Genomic DNA, 21,214 nt, shown 5'->3' with positions numbered 1-21,214 from the left:
CGTCCGGCGCTTGAGGACGAGCCGCGGAGCGGCGACAGCGGGGGTCCGGGGGCGGAGCCCCCGGTAGGGCACCCCCTCAGCGCGGAAGCTGAGGATCGTCCGGCCCCCGGCCCGGCCCCGGCGGCGTCGGGGGCTGGTCGTCACGGATCACCTCGCCCTGGACCACCTTGCCGTCAGGACGGTGGATCCGGGACTGCTGGAAGGCGTCACCGAAGCCGCCGGGCGAGGCCGCCGCGGCCTCGCGGACCTTGCGCTCGAAGGCACGCTCGGCGGTGCGGCTCAGAGCCTTCTGCAGCGGCGGCACCAGCAGAAGCAGTCCGAGCACGTCCGAGACCAGACCGGGCAGGATCAGGAGCAGGCCACCGAGCATCGTCAGGGCGCTGCCGCCACCGGACTCCGGGGCGGGCGCGATCCCGCTCTGCTGCTGTTGCAGCGCCTCGCTCAGGTTCTTGAAGGCGCGGCGCCCGGCCCGCTTGATGACCACGGAGCCGAGCACAAGGCCGCCCACGAGCAGCAGGAAGACCACCAGGCCGCTGCTGGCCCCCGCCACGACGATCAGCAGCCAGATCTCCAGGACCAGCCACGCGGCGATACCGAGCGGCAGGAACCTGAGGACGCGCGAGCGCCGGGGGCGGGCGGGCTGGGTGGGAGGCGGTGTGCCAGTCGTCATGCTCCCAGTGTGCCTGGGCCCGCCTCAGACCGGCATAAGCGGGTGATCAAAGCCGGAGGTCAGGACGTCAGGCGCCAGGCCGGAACAGCAAGGACGGCACGCGCGCGGCCGGAACGTCAGGACGGCACGCGCCCGGCCGGAACGTCAGGACGACGGCCTGCGGCCCAGGACCCTGCCGACCCGCTCCCCCACACCCCACGCCGTGACCCGCCACAGCGCCTCCGCGACGATGTCCCGGCTCATCTTGCTGTCGCCCAGCTCCCGCTCGACGAAGGTGATGGGCACCTCCACGACGTGGTAGCCCGCCTTGATGGCGCGGCGCGCCAGGTCGACCTGGAAGCAGTAGCCCTGGGAGGCCACGTCGCCGAGGCCGAGGCCTTCGAGCGTCTCGCGGCGGAAGGCGCGGTAGCCGCCGGTGACGTCGCGGACCGGCACGTCGAGCAGCAGCCGCGAGTAGGTGCTGCCGCCGCGGGAGAGGAACTCGCGGGACTTGGGCCAGTTGACGACGCGGCCGCCCGGCACCCAGCGCGAGCCGAGCACGAGGTCGGCCCCCTTGAGGGCGGTGAGCAGGCGCGGCAGTTCCTCGGGCTGGTGGGAGCCGTCGGCGTCCATCTCTACGAGAACTCCGTAGCCGTGCTCGAGGCCCCAGGTGAAGCCCGCGATATAGGCGGCGCCGAGGCCTTCCTTGCCCTTGCGGTGCAGCACGTGGACCTGCTCGTCCTCGCCCGCGAGCTCGTCGGCGATCTTTCCGGTGCCGTCGGGGCTGTTGTCGTCGGCGACGAGGACGTGCGCCTCCGGCACGGCGGTACGCACCCGGCCGACGATCGCCTGGATGTTCTCCGCCTCGTTGTAGGTCGGGATGATCACCAAGGCCTGGCCGAGCGGGCCGAACTGCCGCTCCGAGTCCGCTGCTTCGCTGATCCCGCCGCCGTTGCTCACTACTGCCCCTTCGTTCGTACGCAGGGGACCACCATAGTGGGCCGGGCCTGGGGTGTTGCGACGCCACGGACGTCGGCAGGAGCGATACTGCGGATCGGGCCCGGCGCCCTTCGGGCCGGCCTGGGACCCGCTGGCTGCGGATCGACCGAGAGCCGTTGTCTACTGAGCGTCCGGGCCCCACCCGGGTCGCACCTCCCCCGCGCTCCGGGGAGCAGGAGGGACGACCCCCTTCCGGCGGATACGTTCCCGCGTCGATGCGTCGTGGGCGCTGGACCTGGCTCCCAGTGGCGGTGTGCCGGGATGGCGCACCGCCCGTGATCCAGCGGCGGTCGACGACTGCGTGCGGGTTCGCCGGTCGGACGTCCTGTGGTGGACGCGGCCGAAACTACCCGCCGACGGAGGCCGTCTGTCAATAGCCGTTTGACCTGCGATCTTTGCGCAGATCAGCAGGTCAGTGGCGAGGACCCGCAGGTCGCGCGACGCGCCGTGTGGCCCCGTTCGGAGCCGCGCCGCCCCGGTACATCACTCGTTGGGCCGTACGAATACCGGCTGGCCGCCGACCACGGTCCGCAGGCAGACGGGCAGGTCCGCGCCGGGGCCGAGGTCGGGCAGGCCGGGGGTGCCGGAGCGCGGGTCGGTGGACCAGCGGGCGACCCGGTCGTCGGGGGCCTGGACGAGGAGTTCGCCGGTGCGCCACACGGCGTAGTCGGCCGGTGCGCCGGGCACCAGGACGCCCGCGTCGTCGCGCCCGACGGCCCGCCAGCCGCCGCGCGTGTGGGCGGTGAACGCGGCGCGCACGGACACCCGGTGCTCGGGCGTGCGGTGGAAGGCGGCGGCGCGGACGGTGCCCCAGGGGTCGAGGGGCGTCACCGGGCTGTCGGAGCCGAAGGCCAGCGGCACGCCGGCGCGGAGCAGGGATGCGTACGGGTTGAGGGCGCGGGCCCGTTCGGTGCCGAGGCGTTGGGCGTACATGCCGTCCTCGCCGCCCCACAGCGCGTCGAAGGCGGGCTGCACGGACGCGGTGAGGCCGAGCTCGGCGAACGCGGCGATCGTCTCGGGGGTGAGCATCTCGGCGTGCTCGACGCGGTGCCGGGCGGCGCGCACCCGGGCGAGGCCGACCTTCTCGGCGGCGGCGCGCACGCCGTCCACGACGGCCGTGACAGCTGCGTCGCCGATGGCGTGGAAGCCGGCCTGGAGGCCCGCGTCCGTGCAGGCCGCGACGTGCGCGGCGACGTCGGCGGCGGTCAGGTAGGAGTTGCCGCACGGCCCGCCCCCGATGCCGCCGGCGCCCTCAGTACCGCCGGCACCCTCGGCACCTGCGTCTACGTAGCGCTCGCTCAGCCACGCCGTGTGCGAGCCGAGCGCGCCGTCCACGAACAGGTCACCGGCCGCGCCCGCCGCGCCCAACTCCCGCGCGCGGGCGACTCCTTCGGCGCCCTGCTCGGCCCAGTAGCCGACGACACGCGGCCCGGCCTCCTCCTCGGCGAGGCGGAGCAGCGCTGTGAAGTCGTCCTCTCCGGAGATGGTGGGGCCCGCGCACTCGTGGACCGAGCCGATGCCGAGCGACGCGGCGTGCCGGAGTGCCGCGCGCTGGGCGTCGGCCCGCTGCCGGGGCGTGACCGCCGCGTGCGCGGCGGCGCGCACGGCGTGGTGGGCGTCGGCGGTCAGGGGCGCGTCGGCCCGGAATCCGGCCGCGTCGGCGACCCCGGGGACGAGGTCGAGGAGCGCGGTGGTGACGACGGCCGAGTGCACGTCGATGCGCGACAGGTAGAGCGGGCGGCCGCCGGCGGCCTCGTCGAGCTCCGCGCGCGTGGGCGGACGGCCGCCGGGCCAGCGGGCGGCGTCCCAGCCGTGGCCGAGCAGCACGCGGTCACCGGGGCGCGCGATGACGTGTTCGCGTACGAGAACGAGCGCTTCGTCGAGGCTCCGGGCCCCGGACAGATCAAGCCCGGTGAGCGCGAGTCCGGTGGCGGTCGTGTGCACATGGGCGTCGGTGAACGCCGGGGTGACCAGGGCCCCTTCGAGGTCGACGACCTCGTCGACACCGTCGGCGAAGGCGTCGGCGGCGCCCTCGGACCCGACCCAGGCGACATGCCCGCGCTCGACGACCATCGCGGTCGCGAAGGGGTCGGCGGGGCTGTGGACTTCTCCGCCGCGCAGCAGGACGGTGCGGTGTCCGCTTTCGGGGGTGATGCGCTCACTCATGGGGAACAGTCTCGCGCCCGCCCGGGGGACGGCCGCCCGCGGGGTCTCCCGGGCACACCCCGCCCCCGCCGGGCGGTGTCGCCCGCCGTGCCGGATGCGGGTGGCCGCGCCGTGTCAGATGTGCGGCGGCCGTGCCTCGTACGGCGTCGAGAGGACCACCGTCGTATGCGTCGAGACACCGGCGAGCGTGCGCAGCCGGGCCAGCAGGTTCTCCAGTTCGTGCGGGGTCGCGACGCGCACCTTGAGCAGGTAGTTCTCCGCGCCGGCGACGCTGTGGCAGGCCTCGATCTCGGGCACGGGGGCGAGCCGCTCGGCGATGTCGTCGGGGGCGCTGGGGTCGAACGGCTTCACCGCGATGAAGGCCGTGAGCGGCAGGCCGACCGCCTCGGGGTCGACGACCGCGGCGTACCCCCGGATCACTCCTCGCTGCTCCAGCCTGCGCACCCGCTGGTGCACCGCCGACGTGGACAGGCCCGTGGCCTTGCCCAGGTCGGTGTAGCTCATCCGCCCGTCCTTGACGAGCAGCTCCACGATCTGACGATCCAGCTCCTCCATGCGCCGAACCTACAGGTCCCTTGATCCTCATCGATACCTGAGCGGCGCACGGGATGAGGCAAAAGCGGTGTCTTCGGAGTCCGGAGCGGAGTGGCACCTTCATCCGGCATGTGACGAACGCCACAGACCTATAACAGTGTCTGCGGGGCAGGAGCGATTACCCCCAGGACCGGACGGGAAGTGCTTGCTGTGGTCGAGGCCGCAGTGCCTTGTCGGCCCACCCGAGGGGGAGATTCCCATGCAGAACCTGAAGCGCCCCGGTCGTTCCGCGCGCCGCAAGCAGCAGTCCGTCGAGCTCGAGCCCGCACCGGAGGGCGTCGAACAGACCGACACCGCCGACGACGAGCCCGACGCGTACGACACCTTCGAGATGTACCGCGTGCTCTGCCCGGACTGCGGGCAGCCCATCGCGCTCCTGGCGGACGAGGACGTCCTGCCCGAGCACGCGCTCTGCCCCACCCCGTGGAACCCGTTCGGGCTCACGGTCTGCGCCGGCACCGGCCGCGCCGCGTCCGAGGCGCGTGCCGCGGACGAGTCCCTGGAGGCCCAGGAGCAGGACACCGCACTGCTGCTGACGCTCCCTCAGGAGCTCGACTGGCGCACGCAGCCGTTCTCGCACGTCGGCGGTCCGGGATCCCGGCCGATCCGGGTGCCCCGGCAGTCCCACCGCGCGGCCGCCTGACCAGGCGCCGACGACCGGCACCCGTCACCAGTAGCTGCCCTGCACCATCGCCGCGAGGCTGGCGTGGTGCAGGATCAGCGTGTCCGGATCCTCCGGCACCGTCGCCTCCCCGAAGTGCACCTGCCGGTAGGCGACCCGCAGCATGACGACGGCGTGCCGCAGCGCGGCGTACAGCGTGTAGAAGTCCATGTCGCGCGGCCGGTGCCCGGTGAGTTCGGCGTAGCGCTCCTCGACCCGCTCGCGGCGCAGGAAGCCGGGCAGCCCGCTCTGCCCGAAGCTCACGGTGAGGTCCTGGAAGAACCGGTGCAGGTACACGGTCCAGCCGATGTCGACCTCGCACGGGGCCAGGCAGGCCATCTCCCAGTCGAGCACGGCGGCGGGTTCGAAGCCGTCGTAGATGACGTTGCCGATGCGCGCGTCACCCCAATTGAGGACCGGCGCGCCCTCGTCGCGCGGCCACAGATCCTCCAGTTTCGCGAAAGCGCTTTCGACGAGCGGGGACCGCGGCAGGCCGTCGACCACCCAGGCGTAGTAGGCGCGTTGGGACGCGACATGCCGGCGCAGCGCGCTGCCCTCGCCCGGCAGCGCGAGGAACCCGGCCTCGGCGGCCGGGACTTGGTCGTGCAGCCGCGCGAGGACCCGGACCGTCGCGTCCTCCAGGTGCGCGCGCTCCGCGTCGCTCGCCGCGTGCAGCCAGTTTCCCTCGTACGTGTAAGGCATGACGTCCGGCGGGACCCGCCCCGCGACCCGCTCCATGACGAAGAACGGCGCGCCGAGCGGCCCCGGATCCTCCTCCAGCCACAGCACGCGCGGCACCGGCACGTCGCTGTGCTCGGCGACCAGGCGCAGGGTGCGGTGCTGGCGCGCCATGTCGTACACGGGGAAGACCGTGTACGCGGCCGGGTCCGCCGCAAGCCGCAACGCGCAGGCGCGCAAGGGTGGTTCGGGGTGCTCGATGTCGAAGAGGAGCGTCTCGCTGGACATGCCGTTGGACTCCGGCACGGACACGTCGACGGCCCGCGCGCCGGGCAGGTGTCCACCGAGCCAGGCCGTGAGGCGGCGGGCCAGCTCCTCCGGTTCGCGGGTCGTGGTCCGAAGCCGGGGCTGCCGGGGTGCCGTTGCCATGTGCGTACTCCTCCCTCGGGGCGCGCGGCGGGTCAGGGCGCCACGGAACCGAATCCGGTGAAGCCGCTCGGGTCGTGGCGGCCGAAGGTGCCGTGCTCGAAGATCCCGTGGCCGACGCGGCCGTCCAGGGTGAAGCGGGCCGCGTGGTCGATGACGCCGTACGCCGCGCGGGGGTGGGCGGCCGGGTCGGAGAGGTCGTAGGTGCACCGGTCGACCCAGTCGCGGCCGCGCCAGGTGCCGTGCTGCCAGTCGTCGGCGGGCGGATAGCCGGCGCCGACGGCGAGCGGCAACGAGGTGAGCGGCTCGACGCCGAGCTCCAGGGGCTTACGCGTGCCGGGCTCGGTGAGGTGGACGACGGCGCGCTCGGGGTGCCGGGTGCCGGAGCGGTAGGTGATGTCGGCCTGGGGCCAGCCGAGTTGGCGGTCGGGGTGGCCGGGGCGGACGAGCGTCGCGTCGTTCAGGGTGCGGTAGCCGTCCGCGTCCTCCTGGGCGATGACCATGAGGAAGCGGTCGTCGAACCGCACCGGGCACCAGATCCAGTGGAAGCCCTCGGTCGGGAACTCCTCGCCGAGCCGGCCCCCCTCCTCGCCAGGGATGGGCCGCACGCCCCAGCTCCGGTCGCGGGTCGCCGTCCACTCCCCCGCCGTCACCGCGATCTCCGCACCGCCCGCGCGGATCACCCCGGCACAGCCGCCCGCCTGCACGAAGCGGCGGCCTTCGAGGGTGAGGCGGCCGCCGCGGCGCTGGATGTGGTGCGGCTCCCACAGGGCGGGGAAGGAGGCGTTCCACTCGATGTCGTACGCGAGCGAGTCGGCGTCGTCCGGATCGGCCGCGCAGGTCAGGCGCAGCCTGCGCAGCGGCTCCTCCACGAGGACGCGCAGCGGGCCCACGGACAGGTTCATCCGGTCCTCGCCCAGGGCGTCGGAGGCGCGTACGGCGTGCAGCGTGTCGCCGGTGCGCAGGGTGGCGTAGGCGTCGATGACCCCGGTGTTCGGGTAGACGCCGAGCCCGACGATGAGCAGGGTGTGGCCTTGGTGGTCGAGGAGGTGGAAGATGCAGCGGTCGTAGGCGTTGCGGTCGCCGGTCGCGACGTGCTTCATCGACAGCGGCACCTGGTGGACGGGGTACTCGTCGAGCGGTACGGGACGGTCCTGAAGCACGGCACACCTCCCTGGGCGCAGGGGAAGCCGGCGCCGCCCGGTGTGCGGCGGGGTCCCGGCGCGGAGATGACGGTACGTCAGATGCCGTGCGGGGGCCATATGCGCGGCAGGGCGCGTGCGGCAACACGCGTCGGGCCGGGTGCCACCGGTGGCGCTGGTGCCGTGCGCCGTGTGCGCCGCGGCCGGACGGGGCATGAACGCACGCACGATTCGACCCGATGGTGACCTGGCCCTCGCGCCGCGCGTTGGCCCGGCATGACCACCCCCACACACGCTCCGGCCGGCCACCGCAGGCGCCCCCTCAACACCGCTCCTGCCGCAGCAGAATCGGTTCCTCACCGGCCGCAGTACAACCACTACACACAGCCGCCGCAGTACTCACAACAGCCCTCGTACCCGCAGCAGACACAGTCGGTCCCGCCCCCGCCGCAGCCGGTCCCGCAGCAGGACCCGCCCATCTACCGCGCCCTGCTGCGCCACTGGGCCGAGCGCGGCAGGACCCTGCCGGGACGCCACGACCCGGAGTGGGTCAGGCTCGCGGCGCCGACGGTGCGCAGCGGGCAGTTCGGCGGGCATTACGGGGCGGGCGGGGAGGGGGCGTTCGGCGCGAGTGCGGAGGGGGCCTTCGGCGCGCGCCCGGACGGGGCCTTCGGCTCCGGCGGGGACGACCGGTTCGGCAGGGACTCCCGGTTCGGCGCGGACCGGGAGTGCTCGTTCGGCACGGACCGGGACCGCCGGTTCGGCACCGATCAGGACCGCCGGTTCGGTGCGGAACAGGACCACCAGTTCCGCACGGTCCCCGGCGCGCCCCCCGACCCGCGGCTCAGCGTGTGTCGGGTCCCGCGAGATGGCGGGCGATGACCATGCGCTGGATCTGATTCGTGCCCTCGACGATCTGCAGCACCTTGGCCTCGCGCATATAGCGCTCGACCGGGAAGTCGGCGGTGTAGCCGTAACCGCCGAGCACCTGCACGGCGTCCGTGGTGACCTTCATCGCGGTGTCCGTGCACAGCAACTTGGCCATCGCCGCCTCCTTGGAGAACGGCCTGCCCGCGTCCCGCAGCCGGGCCGCCGCCAGATACAGCGCCCGGCCCGCCTCGATCTGCGTCGCCATGTCCGCGAGCATGAAGCGAAGCCCCTGGAAGTCCGCGATCGGGCGCCCGAACTGCCGCCGCTCGGTGGCGTACCGCAACGACTCGGCCAGCGCCGCCTGGGCCACGCCGATCGCGCACGCCGCGATGCCGAGCCGCCCCGAGTCCAGCGCCGAGAGCGCGATCGCGAAGCCCTGCCCCTCGTCCCCGATGCGCCGCGCGTCCGGCACCCGCACGCCGTCGAAGTGGAGCTGCGCCGTCGGCGAGCCCTTCATACCCATCTTCTTCTCCGGCGCCGCGGCCTGCAGCCCCTCGGCGTCGCCCGGCACCAGGAAGGCCGTGACACCGCGCGCGCCCTCGCCGCCGGTGCGGGCCAGGACGGTGTAGAAGTCGGCGATGCCGCCGTGCGTGATCCACGCCTTCGTACCCGTGATGACCCAGTCGTCGCCTTCGCGCACGGCCTTGGTGCGCAGCGAGGCGGCGTCGGAACCGGAGGAGGGCTCCGACAGGCAGTAGGCGCCGAGCAGTCCGCCGCCGAGCATGTCCGGCAGGTGCTCGGCCTGCTGCTCCTTGGTGCCGTAGCCGGCCAGGCCGTGACAGGCGAGCGAGTGCACGCTGACGCCGAGGCCGACCGTCAGGCGCGCGGCGGCGAGTTCTTCGAGGACCTGGAGATACACCTCGTACGGCTGATCGCCGCCGCCGAACTCGGAGTCGTAGGGGAGGCCGAGGAGGCCCGATGCGGAGAGCAGCGTGAAGAGTTCGCGCGGGAAGTGGCCGGCTTCCTCCTCCGCGGCCGCGTGCGGCGCGATCTCGCGCTGGATCAGTTCCCGCACGAGCGCGAACAGATCCCGGGCCTCTTCGGTGGGCAGCTGACGCTCGACCGGCTGTACGGCTCCCTCGGACATGGCGCTCTCCTCTCCCTGTAGGGCGCTTCGGCGGGCGCGCGCACGGGGTGTGGCACCGCCGCCGGGGACACTGCCAAGCCGATGCTGCCCCTCCGGATCGCGGAGGCGGCTGACCAGCGACTGTGGCGCGTTGAGTATGCCCGATCGGCGGCACGCCGTCACGGCTTCACCGGGCCCATCGGCCGATCTTCATCGGCCCGTGTCCGGCCGGGCTTCATCGGCCGTGTCCGGCCGGGCTTCATCGGCCGTGTCCGGCCGGGCTTCATCGGCCGTGTCCGGTCGGGTGGTACGGGCACCGGACCGCGCGGGAATTGGTCCGAACCATTGACGCAATGGTCTAGTCCTCCTAGAGTCCAGCGGCACAAGACGTCTTCGCGTTCATGCCAATTCAACGCGCGACTACGCACCACCCCCACATGCTCCCCTCCCCCACGAGGAGACAGCGATGCCAAGACCGATCCGTCCCCGCGCCCGTCTCAGGGCGCTCCTGGCCACCGCCTGTTGTGCCGTACTCGGCGCCGGTCTGCTCGCCGGCGCGGGCACCGCCACGGCCGACCCGAACTCCGGCGCCCCCCGGGCGGCCGCCTCCGACGCCGACGCGAAGGCCGGCTCCCGTGTGGTCGGCTACTTCACCGAATGGGGCGTCTACGACCGGAATTACCACGTCAAGAACATCGAGACGTCCGGCTCGGGCAGCAAGCTCACGCACATCAACTACGCCTTCGGCAACGTCCAGGGCGGCAAGTGCACGATGGGCGACAACTTCGCCGCGACCGAGAAGTCGTACACCGCCGACCAGAGCGTCGACGGCGTCGCGGACACCTGGGACCAGCCCCTGCGCGGCAACTTCAACCAGCTGCGCAAGCTGAAGAAGAAGCACCCCAACCTGAAGGTCCTGTGGTCCTTCGGCGGCTGGACCTGGTCGGGCGGCTTCACGCAGGCCGCGCAGAACCCGGCGGCGTTCGCCCAGTCCTGCTACGACCTGGTCGAGAACTCCAAGTGGGCCGACGTCTTCGACGGCATCGACATCGACTGGGAGTACCCCAACGCCTGCGGCCTGACCTGTGACACCAGCGGCCGGGCGGCGTACAAGAACCTGATGTCCGCGGTGCGGGCGAAGTTCGGCTCCACCAACCTGGTGACGGCGGCCATCCCGGCCGACGCCTCGTCCGGCGGCAAGATCGACGCCGCCGACTACGCGGGCGCCGCCCAGTACGTCAACTGGTACAATCCGATGACGTACGACTTCTTCGGCGCCTGGGACGCCAAGGGGCCGACGGCGCCGCACTCGCCGCTGAGCTCCTACTCGGGCATCCCGAAGGCGGACTGGCACTCGCAGGCGACGATCGCCAAGCTCAAGGGCCTCGGCATCCCCTCCGACAAGCTCCTGCTCGGCATCGGCTTCTACGGCCGCGGCTGGACCGGCGTCACGCAGAAGGAGCCGGGCGGCACCGCGACCGGCCCCGCGCAGGGCACGTACGAGGCGGGCATCGACGACTACAAGATCCTCAAGACCAAGTGCCCGGCCAACGGCACCGTCGGCGGGACCGCGTACGCCCACTGCGGCAACAACTGGTGGAGCTACGACACCCCGGCCACCATCGCCGGGAAGATGAACTACAAGAACCAGCAGGGCCTGGGAGGCACGTTCTTCTGGGAGCTCAGCGGTGACACCGGCAACGGTGAGCTGATCAAGGCCATCAACTAGCGGTCACCGTAAGGCAGTCGTGGGGGCGGGAGCCGGCGGGCTCCCGCCCCTTCGTCGTGCGCGCGGCCGGTCAAGTACGCGGCGGAGCGGGGAACTCCGGCTCGAACTCCTCGATGACGGTCAGCGTCTCGCGCAGCGTGCGCACCAGGAAGTCGCGCACGGTGTCGCGCGCCAGGGCCTCGGCGGCGCCGATCCAGTCGAGCGTGACGCCCTCGACGCTGCACAGCCAGCCGAGCAGCGCCATCCGCACCAGGGGCGGCACGTCACGGCGGCCGTAGGCCCCGTCGGCGATGGTGCCGATCATCGCCTCGCGCACGCCGTCGCGTATGGCGTGCACCTCGGCGTCGAAGCCGACGCCGCCGCTGATGATGGTGCGGTAGGCCGCCTGGTGGTGCTCGGCGTAGCGCAGATAGCCGTCGATGGTGCGCTGCACCCGCTCCGCGGGCGGGAGTTCGGTGTCGCTGCCCGCGCGTTCGACCAGGTCGGCGACGGAGTCCTCGATGATCGCGAGGTAGTAGCCGCGTTTGGACTTGAAGTAGTAGTAGATCAGCCCCTTGGCGACGCGCGCCTGGCGTGCGATGTCGTCCATCGACAACGCGTCGTAGGACGTGTCGGCGAACAACTTCCGGCCGATGACGATGAGTTCGGCGCGGCGCGCCACTGAGCGGTCGGTGCCGCGTGCCTGCGGGCGTTCCGCACCGTGGGAACGATCGGTACCGCGCTGTTGACTATTATTCAATTTCGGCCCTAGTCTCCAACTGCCTCGGAATCAGCCGCAGTATGGCAGACCCACGTCGCCTGCCCGGACCGGCGCGAGACCCGAAGGCGCGTCGTCACGCACTCCCCTTACGCACCGGAACGACGTACGGGAGGAAGACAGTGAGCACGGCGAAACGAGCCTTACGCGAAGGCAGAACCAACTGGAAGAAGACGGCTGTCGTCGCGCTGCCCGCGGTCCTCGCGGTCGGCGCGATGGCGTCCGTGATGGCCGAGGGCGCGCTGGCCGCGTCCTTCGCGGTCTCCGGCACCAGTTTCCAGGTCACCTCGGGCAAGCTGACCAGCGAGGGCCTGGCGAGCTATGTGCAGGTCGACCGGGCCGTCGACGGCAAGGGCCACCCCGTGTCGCTGCTCGGCATCGGCGACGCGACGCTGTCCGACATCTGCCAGGCGGCCGAGGTCAAGACGCCGGTCGGCACGGTGGTGTTCAAGCTGACGGCCGGCGGCGACGCGGGCAACGTCACCGCGAGCAACCTGGTGATCGACAGCGAGGACCTGGTGGGCGACGCCCGCTTCGGCACCGCGCAGATCGGCCGGGACGCCTCGACGCTCGACGAGGTGCCGGGGGTCAAGGGCGAGCGGGGCAAGTTCGGCCTGCAGGCCGGTGACATCGAGGTGTCCAAGGTCCGCTCCCACGCCTGGTCGGCCACCGGCGGGAACTTCCGCCTCAAGGGCATGAAGCTGGACGTCAGCCTCGGCGGCAAGAAGTGCTTCTGAGCGGACCGGGCGCCCCGCGCGCCGGGGGCTGGCTCGACGAACGACTGCCGCTGCGGGACCTCCGGCGCGTCCTGCGCAAGTGGCGGCGCACCCGGCCCTTCTGGGGTGGTCTGCTGCTGATCCTGGGCGGGGCCGAGCTGCTGCTCGTGCCGCTGTCGCCGCTGACGGTGCTGGTGAGTCTGGGGCTCGGCGGGATCGCCGCGATCGGCATCGGGATCGCACTGATGGTCGCCGGGTTGTTCCTGTGGCTGCTGCCGCACGCGCACCACTACGTGTCCGTCAACGCCCTGATCCTGTCGGTGCTCTCGTTCGCGGCGACGAATCTCGGCGGGTTCCTGATCGGCATGCTGCTCGGCATCGTGGGCAGCGCGATGGGCTTCGGCTGGACCCCCGTCCCCGACGACGACCAGGAGGCGGCCGGACGGCCGAGGGTGCGCGACGGACAGGGCACTCGGACACTGGCGGTACTGCTGCCGGTGGTGCTCGCCGGGGCGGTGCTGTGGGGCGCCGCCCCGGCGAAGGCCGCGAAGGCCGCGCCCGGCGACCGGGAGATCGTCGCGCCGCGTACGCCGCCGACGGTCACCACGACGCTGTTCGCCCCGCAGGGCTTCATCGTCGCGGGAGTACGCGACGTACCCACCGCCGACGGCCCGTTGAAGGTGATGGTGCTGCGCATGAAGGCGGCCTCGCTCACCGACTACCGGCTGACGACCCGCGACGGCAGCCGTGAACTCGCCCTGGGGGCTGACACGTTGGACCTGAGCGGATCGGTCACGCTCTATCTGACCAAGTTCAAGGGCTGCATCGAGGGCATCCTCTGTCTGACCTTCACGCCGGACCGGCTGCCGGTGCCGCCGCTCGTCCCGCCGTTCGTCTTCATGACGGAGGTGAGCGCCGAGCAGGCGCTCGTCACTTCCGACACGATCGTCGCGGGCGGGCTGAGGCTGGAGGCGCGGGCGTGATCCAGATCCAGGCCGCGCTGTTCTGGGCGTACGCGGCGGGCGCGACGTTCGCGCTCGCCGCGGGCCGCCAGCTCCAGGTGTGGGAGCGGATCAACGCGGGCGAGGGCCCGCGCACCCGCAGCCGCGCCGCCAACCCCTATCTGGCGCTGACGGTCCTGTTCGCGGCCGTCCTGATGGTGCCGACCGGACTTTTCCTGTTCTGGCAGAACCCGTCGTGGGCGACCATGCACGTGGCCCACGGCCACGACGACGTGTGGGCGGGCTTCGTCCTGTTCTACGCGGGCGGCATCCCCGTCGCCGCGATCCTCGGGTTCCTCGCGGCGCAGGTCCTCGTGCTCGTGGGCGCGGGCTACTGGGCGTACCTGAACTGCGTGGGCGGTTACTTCCTGCTGTTCGGCACGCTCGTGCACGGGTGGGACGGCAGCGGCTACGAGCGGTTCCTGTCCCCCGGCGCGCGCGACTGGGCGGACTGGCCGCACGACAGCGTCGTCAACAACACCCTGGACTTCCTGACGTCCGGCACGTTCCTCGCGCTGCTCGTGTTCGGCGCGGCCGTCATCGGGACCATGCTGATGACGGAGATCGGCTGGCTCCTCGAGGGCTGGTCCCTGCCCGGCGCGGACGAAGACCGCAAGGTCCACCGCGTGCTCGCGATCGCCATCGCGGCCGCCGGGGTCTACGGCCTGCCGTTCCTCGGCGCGGTCACCGCGAGCGTGCTGGTGCGACTCCTTGGCGGCTGGCTGGGGCTGCCGCTGTTCGCGGTGCTCGCCGGGGTGGTGCTGCTGCCGGGGCGGTCGCCGGTGCGGCGGCTGTACGGCCTGGTGGGTGTGCCGCACCGGCACTGGCGGGCGGATCTCGACCTCGCGGGCGGGCCCGGCCCGTCGGCGTCCGGACCCGGTTCCTCCGGACCCGGCGCGGCCGGACCTGGCAGTGAGACTCAGGTCACAGAAGACCGGTCTGGCTGACGAGCATCGCGAGCACGACGACGAGGGTCCATCCTGCGAGGTGCTCCAGGACGTTCGGGCCGTCCTTGGGGCCGCCGGTGCGGGCCTTGGGGCGGACAGCGGTGGCAGAGGTCGCGGTCATATGGCTTCTCGCTGACGTTCGTCGGCGGCGCAGGGCCTCGCCCGGCCGCGCCGGCAGTGGACATTCCCCCCACTGGCTCCTACCACCATGCCAGCCGTGCCCGGAATCGTGAGCGAGACGTTGGTCACCCGTCACCACAACTGCGGCGGATCGCCGTGCGTCTAAGTCGGCGTACGTCCGCGCAGCATCCGACCGAAAGGTTTCCGATGAGCACGATCAGGACGCCCCGCCGCAGAAACCGCAACGCGCGGCTCGCCCTCGCGGCGGCCGTGACGGCGGCGGCCGCCCTCACCGGACCGGTCTCGTACGCCACTCCCGCGGCAGCGGAGAAGCCGGCACCCGGGGCTCCCGGGCTCGGCGACCCGATGTTCCCCCTCGACGGCAACGGCGGATACACCGTCGACCGCTACTACCTGGACTTCGACTGGCAGGCCCCGAAGACCCCGTTCGGCGCGTCGGCCACCATCAAGGCCACGGCCACCCAGTCCCTGTCCCGCTTCAACCTCGACTTCGGCGGCAACACGCTGCACGCGGTCACCGTGGACGGCAAGGCGGCCGGCACCTCGCGCGAGGGCGACGAGCTGACGATCACGCCCAAGTCCCCGATCGCCAAGGGCCGTTCCTTCACGGTCAAGGTCACGTACACCGCCGACCCCACGCAGACCCGGCACCGCGACGACGCCATCGAGGACTACGGCTGGATCCCCACGCCCGACGGCACGGTCGTCTACCCGCAGCCCAACGGCGCCCGCCTGATCTTCCCCGCCAACGACCACCCGAGCCAGCGCGCGCCGATCACCTTCCGGATCACCACACCGAAGGACCTGACGGCCGTTGCCAACGGCAGGCTGACCGGCAAGGCCAAGGTGTCCGGCGACCGGGTGCGCTGGACGTACGACTCCGAACAGCCGCTGTCCACCCAGCTCGTGCAGCTCGCCGTCGGGAAGTTCACGATGGTCGACAGCACCGGCCCGGGTGGCCTGCCGCTGCGCGACATCGTCCCGGACGCGCTGGTCGAGCCGACCGCGAAGTACCGCAAGCTCACCCCGGACCACCTGACCTGGCTGGAGCGGAAGCTCGGCAAGTACCCCTTCAACCGCTACGGCATCCTCGTCGGCGACACCGACCTGGCCGTCGCCCTGGAGACCCAGACCCTCTCCCTCGTCCCCAAGGCCGACCTGCTCGGCACGCAGGTCGACGCCGAGCGGAACCTGGTGCACGAGCTGACCCACCAGTGGTTCGGCGACAGCGTCGCCCTGAAGAGCTGGTCCGACCTGTGGGTCAGCGAGGGCCACGCCCGCTTCTACGAGCGCATGTACTCCGAGGAGCACGGCGGCGACAGCTTCGAGGCCGCCATGAAGGCCGCGTACAAGGCGCACGACCAGTGGCGCCGCGACTTCGGCGCGCCCGCGGAGCCCACCGAGCCGAACCTCTTCAAGCGCATGCGCTACGACGGCTCGGCGCTCGTGCTCTACGCGCTGCGCGAGAAGGTCGGCGACGCCACCTTCCAGAAGATCGAGCGGGCCTGGGTCAGCGAGTACCGCGGGAAGACCGCGAGCACCCAGGACTACATCGACCTGGCGTCGAAGGTCGCGGGCGAGGACCTGGAGGGCTTCCTCAAGCCGTGGCTGTACGGCCCGAAGACACCGCCGATGCCGGGACACCCGGACTGGGTGGTGGATCCGGCGACCTGAGCGGGATCCTGCCCCCCGGATTCCTGAGCGAGGGGCCCGTTGGGTTCCTGTGCAAGGGGCCCCGTCCCGTCTCGCCTGGACGGGGCCCTCCCCTCAGCGCACGCCGACGGCCAGCAGCGCGCGCACCTGCTCCTTCGTGGGGTTCACGGGGAAGTACAGGTAACAGACCCCGCCGGTCCCTGACACCACCGTGCCCTGGGCGTTCCTGCGCTTGGTGCGCAGCCAGATGTTCTCCCACTCGCGCCGCTTGTAGACGCGGCGCACCGCCGGATTGTTCGGCGAGGCCGGGTCGTTGGCGATCACGTCGCCGCTCTGGGTGAAGCCGATGACGGTCATCAGATGGCCCGCGGTGCCGTAACCGGCGCCGGTCAGCTCCTCCTTGAGGAAGGACTGCGAGGTGATGGCCGGGATGCCCGCCCGGATCAGCGTCTCCAGGTCGGTGAGCGAGCCGAGCCGGGTGACGACGGCCTGCATGTCCTTGTACGTCGCCGCGTAGGCCGCGTTGAACGGCCAGTTGCCGCAGCCGCCGTACTGGTAGTCGTAGGTGAAGCGGGCCGCGTGGCACACCTGCGGGTCGGCGAAGTCGGGGTCGACCCAGGCCAGCTCGTTCGCCGTCGGCTTGCGGCCCCAGTACTCCAGGATCATCTGCGACGACGTGGGGCTGCACCAGGCCTCGCCGCCGTTGTCGTACTCCGGGTACTGCCCCTTGTGGATCTCCTGCGAATAGCGCGGCACCGTCAGCTCCTTGGCGAGCCCCGGCTCGGAGGCGGGCACCGTGAAGCGGTCGGGAACGGCGGAGGCCATCGCGCCGAGCCGCCACACCGTGGGCGTGAGCGCGGTGCCCGGCTTGCGGTACAGCGTCAGCCGCAGCCGGTACGAGACCACGCGCAGGCCGCTCGCGGTGTCGTCGACGGACAGGGTGTCCGTCCAGACGGTCGTCTTTCCGTCGGACTGGTCGTCGACCGACGTGCGCCTTATGACGGCGGCCGCGGCCTGCTGCCGGTCGTCGCCCGAGTTCCAGCGGCCGAGGACGTACCAGGGGGAGGTGGCGCCGTCGGAGTACGTGGCCTCCAGCTCGACCTGGATCCAGGTCCCGGTGGGGGTGCGGGCGTTCCAGGAGGCGATGACCTCCGTGGCGGGCACGGCCGGGCGGTGCGCGGGGCCGGTCCACCGGGCGTACTCCCAGGTGGCGGCCTTGCCGGTGTGCGGGTCGGTGTAGTCGGACGTGCCGGCGGGGGTGGCGATCTCGACGCCGGGGCGGCCCTTGGGGACGGGGCGGGTGCCGCTCGCCGTTCCGGAGCTCCAGTCCGTGGCGGAGGTCCAGAAGCGGTTGTCCACCGGGCGGTCGGCGCGGGGCGGACGGCGGCGGGCCGCGGAGGAAGTGGTGGCCGCGGGGGCCGCCCCCGCGGGGGAAGTGGTGGCCGATGTGGCTGCCGCGGCGGATGTGGCCGGTGTGGCCGCGACGGCGGCCACCGCCGCCGCGCCCGCCGCCGTGGCGAGGAGTCTTCTGCGGGACATGTCTTCAGCTCGGTCCATGGACGGGAACCCCCGGTCGATGGTTTCCGGCCGCAGCCGGACGGTGATGGTCAGGTGCACGACAGTGCGCCAACTATGGCCGGTCGCCGACGGGTTCTGCCAGCGATCCGACCCTGCCGACGCCCACCAATATTGGCCTCTACCACTGGTATGACCTGGGACGGCGCGCTGAACCGCACACACGGGGCGCGAACGCCACCGCGCGCGCCCCGGGCCCGTAGGCTGACCGGCGATGACCGATACGCACCGCCCCGCGCCCCTCCCACGCCCCACGGCTCTCCCCCGCCTCGCCCGCACCCTGCGCCGCCTGCCGCCGTCCTGCGGACCCGTCCGGCTGATCGCCGTCGACGGGCACGCGGGCTCCGGCAAGTCGACCTTCGCCGCGCGGCTCGCCGAGGCGCTCGGCGGCGCCCCGGTGCTGCGGCTCGACGACATCGCGAGCCACGCCGAACCGTTCGACTGGACGGACCGGCTGCGGCGGCAGGTCGTCGAGCCGCTGACCCGCGGTGAAACGGCGCACTACGCGGCGTACGACTGGCACGCGCGCCGCTTCGGTCCTGCCGATCGCCCCCTGCCGCCCGAACCCGTGGTCCTGTTGGAGGGTGTCGGCGCGGGCCGCCGGATGCTACGGCCGTTCCTCGCGGGGCTGCTGTGGATGGACCTGCCCCGCGAAGCGTCCTGGGCCCGCGGGCGGCGGCGCGACGGACCGGAGCTGAGTGGCTTCTGGGACACCTGGGAGGCCGCCGAGCGGCGTCATTTCGCCGAAGACCCGTCCCGCCCCTTCGCCCAGCTGCTCGTACGCGAGTTGCGGGAGGGATACGAGGTGCTGCCGGGGCCCGACGGGACGGCAGCGCTGACCCAAATCATCACTCAGGGTGAAGACCCGTCGGCAGTGCGCTGAACCCGCGGAAACCCGCTTCCGGGCCGCGTGGCCAGTTTTCGCGAGTGCCTCAACTCGGCTTGACCCAGGGGCCTTACAGGACTTACGTTCTCAATGTGCGGCCTTTCGGGTCGCCCACACACGCGAAGCCCCCGGTTGTTCCCCCGTGATCGGGGGCTTCGTTCTGTCCTTCCCCCCTCCACGCCGGGCGCCACGAGCCGCCGGTCGCTCACCCTGGGTCACCATCGGGGCCCTTCCTGCCCTGGTCCCGGCCGGGGCCCGCGCAAGCCCCCAGCAGCGATCCCACGCTGCGGCACCCTACGGCCGGACGCTCCCACGCAGGTACGATGCATCTCGGTGCGCATTCGGACGGCTGCTCCGCGCACCGGGGCAACTCCCGTCCGCAGCACGGCGGTTCAGCTCAGTTGCCGGCGGGCACCGGCCCGGTGGTACCAGCGGGGGCACGGTTTGTGGGGGACGTGATGGACTTCGGCACCCAGGGCGCCACCGCCCCGGCCGACCTCGCCTGGCTGCGGGGGGTCGACGCCTACACGATGGGCGCCTATCCGCAGGCCGAGGAGGAGTTCCGGGCCGCGGTGCGCATGGACCCGGGCATGGCCGACGGCTGGCTCGGGCTGCACGCGCTGCGCATCGACACGACGACGGCGCTGCTCCGGATGTTCCAGCACCGCGACCGCTTCGGCGAACAGCGCGCCCGCCATGTGCGCACCCTCAACTCCTGGTACTGGCTGGGCTGGTGGGTGCAGCCCGTCCTTGAGTCCACCCGCGACCTGCTGCTCGCGCACGCCTCGCACTGGCTGGACGGCCGCCATGTGCCGGAGCTGGACCGGGCGCTCGCCGGACTGCCGCCCGTCGACGCCGACGTGCAGGTGCGCTTCCTGCACGCCTGCCGCGCCTATCTGGTCAAGGACTGGGAGCAGTTGGTGCGGCACACCGACCCGCTGATCGACGACGCGATGCTCGGCATCGAGGCGGGCCTCTTCGGCGGCATGGCGCGGGTCCGCCTGGAGATGTACGGACAGGCCGAACCGCTGCTCTCCGCCGCGCTGATGCGCTGCCGCAGCGAACAGCCCCAACGCAAGGAGCTGCGCTACTGGCTGGCCCGCGCGCACGAGGGCACCGGCCGCTCCGCCGCCGCCCTGCCGCTGTACCGCGCGGTGCACCGGGTCGACCCCGCCTTCATGGACACCTCCGCGCGGCTCGCCGCGATCGCCGAGGGCGACGGGTACGACGACGGCACCGACCTGGCCGCGATCGCCCTCACCGGCATGGGTCAGGACGCGCTCGACGGACCCGACGGCGTGGACGCCCTGTTCGGCGCCGAGGGCCGCGACCTGAAGGTCACCGACCCCGAACTGCCGCCCGGCGGCGTCCCGTCCGACGCCGACACGGTGCGCGAGAAGGCCGTCATCCCGATCAAGCCCGCTCCACCGCAGCTCCCGCCCGGTCCCACGGACCCGGCCCTGCTGGAGCAGGCGCTCGCCGAACTGGAGCGCATGGTCGGCCTCGAACCCGTCAAACGCCAGGTCAAGGCGTTGTCCGCGTAGCTCAACATGGCGCGCCTGCGCGCCGCGCAGGGGCTTCCGGTACAGCCGCCGAAACGACACTTCGTCTTCTCCGGCCCCTCCGGAACCGGCAAGACCACCGTGGCCCGGATCCTCGGGCGGGTCTTCTACGCCCTCGGGCTGCTCGGCGGCGACCACCTCGTGGAGGCCCAGCGGGCCGATCTGGTCGGCGAGTACCTGGGCCAGACCGCCGTGAAGGCCAACGAGCTCATCGACTCGGCGATCGGTGGCGTCCTCTTCGTCGACGAGGCGTACTCCCTGTCCAACTCCGGCTACGGCAAGGGCGACGCGTACGGCGACGAGGCCCTCCAGGTGCTCCTCAAGCGGGCCGAGGACAACCGCGACCACCTCGTGGTGATCCTCGCGGGCTACCCCGAGGGCATGGACCGGCTGCTCGCCGCCAACCCCGGCCTCTCCTCCCGCTTCACGACCCGGGTCGACTTCCCCTCGTACCGCCCCCTCGAACTCACCGCCATCGGGGAGGTCCTCGCCGCCGAGAACGGCGACGCGTGGGACGAGGAGGCGCTGGACGAGCTGCGCTCCATCAGCGGACACGTCGTCGACCAGGCGTGGATCGACGAACTGGGCAACGGAAGGTTCCTTCGGACGCTGTACGAGAAGAGCTGCGCCTACCGGGACCTGCGGCTCTCCGGATACCCCGGGGCGCCGACCCGGTCCGACCTGTCGACGCTGCGGCTGCCCGACCTCATGCAGGCCTACGGCGAGGTCCTCTCGGGGAGAGGACCGACCGACCCTTCCGGGATCTGAGCCGCACCGCCCGGGCGTGGCCCGGGGTGCGCCCGGGGGCGTGACCCCGGAAGCGAACCCACAGCGTGCGCCGCCGAGCCGCTTTGTCATCCCTTCGAGGCGTTTGGGCGCCACCGCGTTCGGACCGGGAGCCGGGTCCGGGAATCTTGCCGTGAGGGCGGACGCGGT

At 72.3% G+C, this 21,214-nt stretch carries 18 protein-coding genes and 1 pseudogene; 9 read left to right on the top strand and 10 right to left on the bottom strand.

All coding sequences use genetic code 11. The features are described from left to right. Nucleotides 1-76 precede the first annotated feature (76 nt). The 4 genes from fxsA to AC0KTA_RS32310 form a co-directional block, all read right to left on the bottom strand. Nucleotides 77-670, bottom strand: a complete 594-nt coding sequence (fxsA, locus tag AC0KTA_RS32325; protein WP_481051738.1) for an FxsA family membrane protein — start codon at nucleotides 668-670, stop codon at nucleotides 77-79. Nucleotides 671-814: 144 nt separating this feature from the next. Further along, on the bottom strand, nucleotides 815-1,609 hold the full coding sequence (locus AC0KTA_RS32320; protein WP_481051737.1) for a polyprenol monophosphomannose synthase: 795 nt from the start codon (nucleotides 1,607-1,609) through the stop codon (nucleotides 815-817). 522 nt (nucleotides 1,610-2,131) lie between these two features. Next, nucleotides 2,132-3,814 carry an amidohydrolase gene (locus tag AC0KTA_RS32315; RefSeq protein ID WP_481051736.1) on the bottom strand — a complete coding sequence of 561 codons (1,683 nt, stop codon included), beginning with the start codon at nucleotides 3,812-3,814 and terminating at the stop codon, nucleotides 2,132-2,134. A 114-nt stretch (nucleotides 3,815-3,928) separates the two neighbouring features. After that, nucleotides 3,929-4,369 carry an Lrp/AsnC family transcriptional regulator gene (locus AC0KTA_RS32310; RefSeq protein WP_016642637.1) on the bottom strand — a complete coding sequence of 147 codons (441 nt, stop codon included), beginning with the start codon at nucleotides 4,367-4,369 and terminating at the stop codon, nucleotides 3,929-3,931. Nucleotides 4,370-4,607: 238 nt separating this feature from the next. On the opposite strand from AC0KTA_RS32310, the gene AC0KTA_RS32305 reads away from it, so the two are divergent. Next, on the top strand, nucleotides 4,608-5,051 hold the full coding sequence (locus tag AC0KTA_RS32305; RefSeq protein ID WP_481051735.1) for a hypothetical protein: 444 nt from the start codon (nucleotides 4,608-4,610) through the stop codon (nucleotides 5,049-5,051). Between the two features lie 24 nt (nucleotides 5,052-5,075). On the opposite strand, the gene AC0KTA_RS32300 is transcribed toward AC0KTA_RS32305, so the two are convergent. Then, nucleotides 5,076-6,176, bottom strand: coding sequence for a phosphotransferase family protein (locus AC0KTA_RS32300; RefSeq protein WP_481051734.1), 1,101 nt, complete (start codon nucleotides 6,174-6,176; stop codon nucleotides 5,076-5,078). A gap of 32 nt (nucleotides 6,177-6,208) precedes the next feature. Beyond that, the gene (locus AC0KTA_RS32295) at nucleotides 6,209-7,336 is read right to left on the bottom strand and encodes an Rv3169 family protein (RefSeq protein WP_481051733.1); all 1,128 of its coding nucleotides are present in this window, start codon (nucleotides 7,334-7,336) and stop codon (nucleotides 6,209-6,211) included. Between the two features lie 255 nt (nucleotides 7,337-7,591). On the opposite strand from AC0KTA_RS32295, the gene AC0KTA_RS32290 reads away from it, so the two are divergent. Beyond that, nucleotides 7,592-8,197 (top strand): hypothetical protein, encoded by a 606-nt coding sequence (locus tag AC0KTA_RS32290; protein ID WP_481051732.1) that lies wholly within the window; start codon nucleotides 7,592-7,594, stop codon nucleotides 8,195-8,197. On the opposite strand, the gene AC0KTA_RS32285 is transcribed toward AC0KTA_RS32290, so the two are convergent. Further along, nucleotides 8,160-9,332 (bottom strand): acyl-CoA dehydrogenase family protein, encoded by a 1,173-nt coding sequence (locus tag AC0KTA_RS32285; RefSeq protein WP_481051731.1) that lies wholly within the window; start codon nucleotides 9,330-9,332, stop codon nucleotides 8,160-8,162. The genes AC0KTA_RS32290 and AC0KTA_RS32285 overlap by 38 nt on opposite strands. 445 nt (nucleotides 9,333-9,777) lie before the next feature. Between AC0KTA_RS32285 and AC0KTA_RS32280 the strand changes: the two genes are divergently transcribed. After that, the gene (locus AC0KTA_RS32280; protein ID WP_481051730.1) at nucleotides 9,778-11,040 is read left to right on the top strand and encodes a glycoside hydrolase family 18 protein; all 1,263 of its coding nucleotides are present in this window, start codon (nucleotides 9,778-9,780) and stop codon (nucleotides 11,038-11,040) included. Between the two features lie 70 nt (nucleotides 11,041-11,110). Here AC0KTA_RS32280 and AC0KTA_RS32275 read toward each other — a convergent pair whose 3' ends face one another. Next, nucleotides 11,111-11,779 carry a TetR/AcrR family transcriptional regulator gene (locus AC0KTA_RS32275; RefSeq protein WP_481051729.1) on the bottom strand — a complete coding sequence of 223 codons (669 nt, stop codon included), beginning with the start codon at nucleotides 11,777-11,779 and terminating at the stop codon, nucleotides 11,111-11,113. A 140-nt stretch (nucleotides 11,780-11,919) separates the two neighbouring features. On the opposite strand from AC0KTA_RS32275, the gene AC0KTA_RS32270 reads away from it, so the two are divergent. Genes AC0KTA_RS32270 through AC0KTA_RS32260 form a run of 3 tightly spaced genes read left to right on the top strand, consistent with a single transcriptional unit; the run spans nucleotide 11,920 to nucleotide 14,461 of the window. Continuing rightward, complete coding sequence (locus AC0KTA_RS32270) at nucleotides 11,920-12,534, top strand: DUF6230 family protein (protein ID WP_481051728.1); 615 nt, start codon at nucleotides 11,920-11,922, stop codon at nucleotides 12,532-12,534. Continuing rightward, on the top strand, nucleotides 12,525-13,496 hold the full coding sequence (locus AC0KTA_RS32265) for a DUF6114 domain-containing protein (RefSeq protein WP_481051727.1): 972 nt from the start codon (nucleotides 12,525-12,527) through the stop codon (nucleotides 13,494-13,496). The genes AC0KTA_RS32270 and AC0KTA_RS32265 overlap by 10 nt, the downstream gene beginning before the upstream one ends. Then, nucleotides 13,493-14,461: a hypothetical protein gene (locus AC0KTA_RS32260; protein ID WP_481051726.1), complete on the top strand. Its 969-nt coding sequence runs from the start codon at nucleotides 13,493-13,495 to the stop codon at nucleotides 14,459-14,461. The genes AC0KTA_RS32265 and AC0KTA_RS32260 overlap by 4 nt, the downstream gene beginning before the upstream one ends. Here the strand turns inward: AC0KTA_RS32260 and AC0KTA_RS32255 are convergent. Beyond that, nucleotides 14,439-14,582 (bottom strand): SCO1431 family membrane protein, encoded by a 144-nt coding sequence (locus AC0KTA_RS32255; RefSeq protein ID WP_481051725.1) that lies wholly within the window; start codon nucleotides 14,580-14,582, stop codon nucleotides 14,439-14,441. The genes AC0KTA_RS32260 and AC0KTA_RS32255 overlap by 23 nt on opposite strands. A gap of 206 nt (nucleotides 14,583-14,788) precedes the next feature. On the opposite strand from AC0KTA_RS32255, the gene AC0KTA_RS32250 reads away from it, so the two are divergent. Further along, the gene (locus tag AC0KTA_RS32250; RefSeq protein ID WP_481051724.1) at nucleotides 14,789-16,276 is read left to right on the top strand and encodes a M1 family metallopeptidase; all 1,488 of its coding nucleotides are present in this window, start codon (nucleotides 14,789-14,791) and stop codon (nucleotides 16,274-16,276) included. Nucleotides 16,277-16,369: 93 nt separating this feature from the next. Here the strand turns inward: AC0KTA_RS32250 and AC0KTA_RS32245 are convergent, their stop codons facing one another. Further along, nucleotides 16,370-17,812 (bottom strand): peptidase C39 family protein, encoded by a 1,443-nt coding sequence (locus AC0KTA_RS32245; protein ID WP_481051723.1) that lies wholly within the window; start codon nucleotides 17,810-17,812, stop codon nucleotides 16,370-16,372. 232 nt (nucleotides 17,813-18,044) lie between these two features. Between AC0KTA_RS32245 and AC0KTA_RS32240 the strand changes: the two genes are divergently transcribed. After that, entirely contained in the window at nucleotides 18,045-18,713 is a 669-nt protein-coding gene (locus tag AC0KTA_RS32240) for a uridine kinase family protein (protein WP_481051722.1), read from the top strand. Nucleotides 18,714-19,174: 461 nt separating this feature from the next. Beyond that, nucleotides 19,175-21,046: pseudogene (locus AC0KTA_RS32235) on the top strand (AAA family ATPase). Nucleotides 21,047-21,214: the final 168 nt, after the last annotated feature.

The sequence above is a fragment of the Streptomyces sp. Y309 genome, assembly GCF_056712025.1.
Note: the sequence above shows the minus strand (reverse complement) of the source record. Positions and strands in the feature narration are given on the sequence as shown.

Bases quoted from the DNA above. Each gene is read 5' to 3' on its own strand.
- AC0KTA_RS32250 (WP_481051724.1), top strand. From the start codon at position 14,789: ATGAGCACGATCAGGACGCCCCGCCGCAGAAACCGCAACGCGCGGCTC.
- AC0KTA_RS32255 (WP_481051725.1), bottom strand. From the start codon at position 14,582: ATGACCGCGACCTCTGCCACCGCTGTCCGCCCCAAGGCCCGCACCGGC.
- AC0KTA_RS32310 (WP_016642637.1), bottom strand. From the start codon at position 4,369: ATGGAGGAGCTGGATCGTCAGATCGTGGAGCTGCTCGTCAAGGACGGG.
- AC0KTA_RS32315 (WP_481051736.1), bottom strand. From the start codon at position 3,814: ATGAGTGAGCGCATCACCCCCGAAAGCGGACACCGCACCGTCCTGCTG.
- fxsA (WP_481051738.1), bottom strand. From the start codon at position 670: ATGACGACTGGCACACCGCCTCCCACCCAGCCCGCCCGCCCCCGGCGC.
- AC0KTA_RS32290 (WP_481051732.1), top strand. From the start codon at position 7,592: ATGACCACCCCCACACACGCTCCGGCCGGCCACCGCAGGCGCCCCCTC.
- AC0KTA_RS32305 (WP_481051735.1), top strand. From the start codon at position 4,608: ATGCAGAACCTGAAGCGCCCCGGTCGTTCCGCGCGCCGCAAGCAGCAG.
- AC0KTA_RS32285 (WP_481051731.1), bottom strand. From the start codon at position 9,332: ATGTCCGAGGGAGCCGTACAGCCGGTCGAGCGTCAGCTGCCCACCGAA.
- AC0KTA_RS32280 (WP_481051730.1), top strand. From the start codon at position 9,778: ATGCCAAGACCGATCCGTCCCCGCGCCCGTCTCAGGGCGCTCCTGGCC.
- AC0KTA_RS32240 (WP_481051722.1), top strand. From the start codon at position 18,045: ATGACCGATACGCACCGCCCCGCGCCCCTCCCACGCCCCACGGCTCTC.
- AC0KTA_RS32300 (WP_481051734.1), bottom strand. From the start codon at position 6,176: ATGGCAACGGCACCCCGGCAGCCCCGGCTTCGGACCACGACCCGCGAA.
- AC0KTA_RS32245 (WP_481051723.1), bottom strand. From the start codon at position 17,812: ATGGACCGAGCTGAAGACATGTCCCGCAGAAGACTCCTCGCCACGGCG.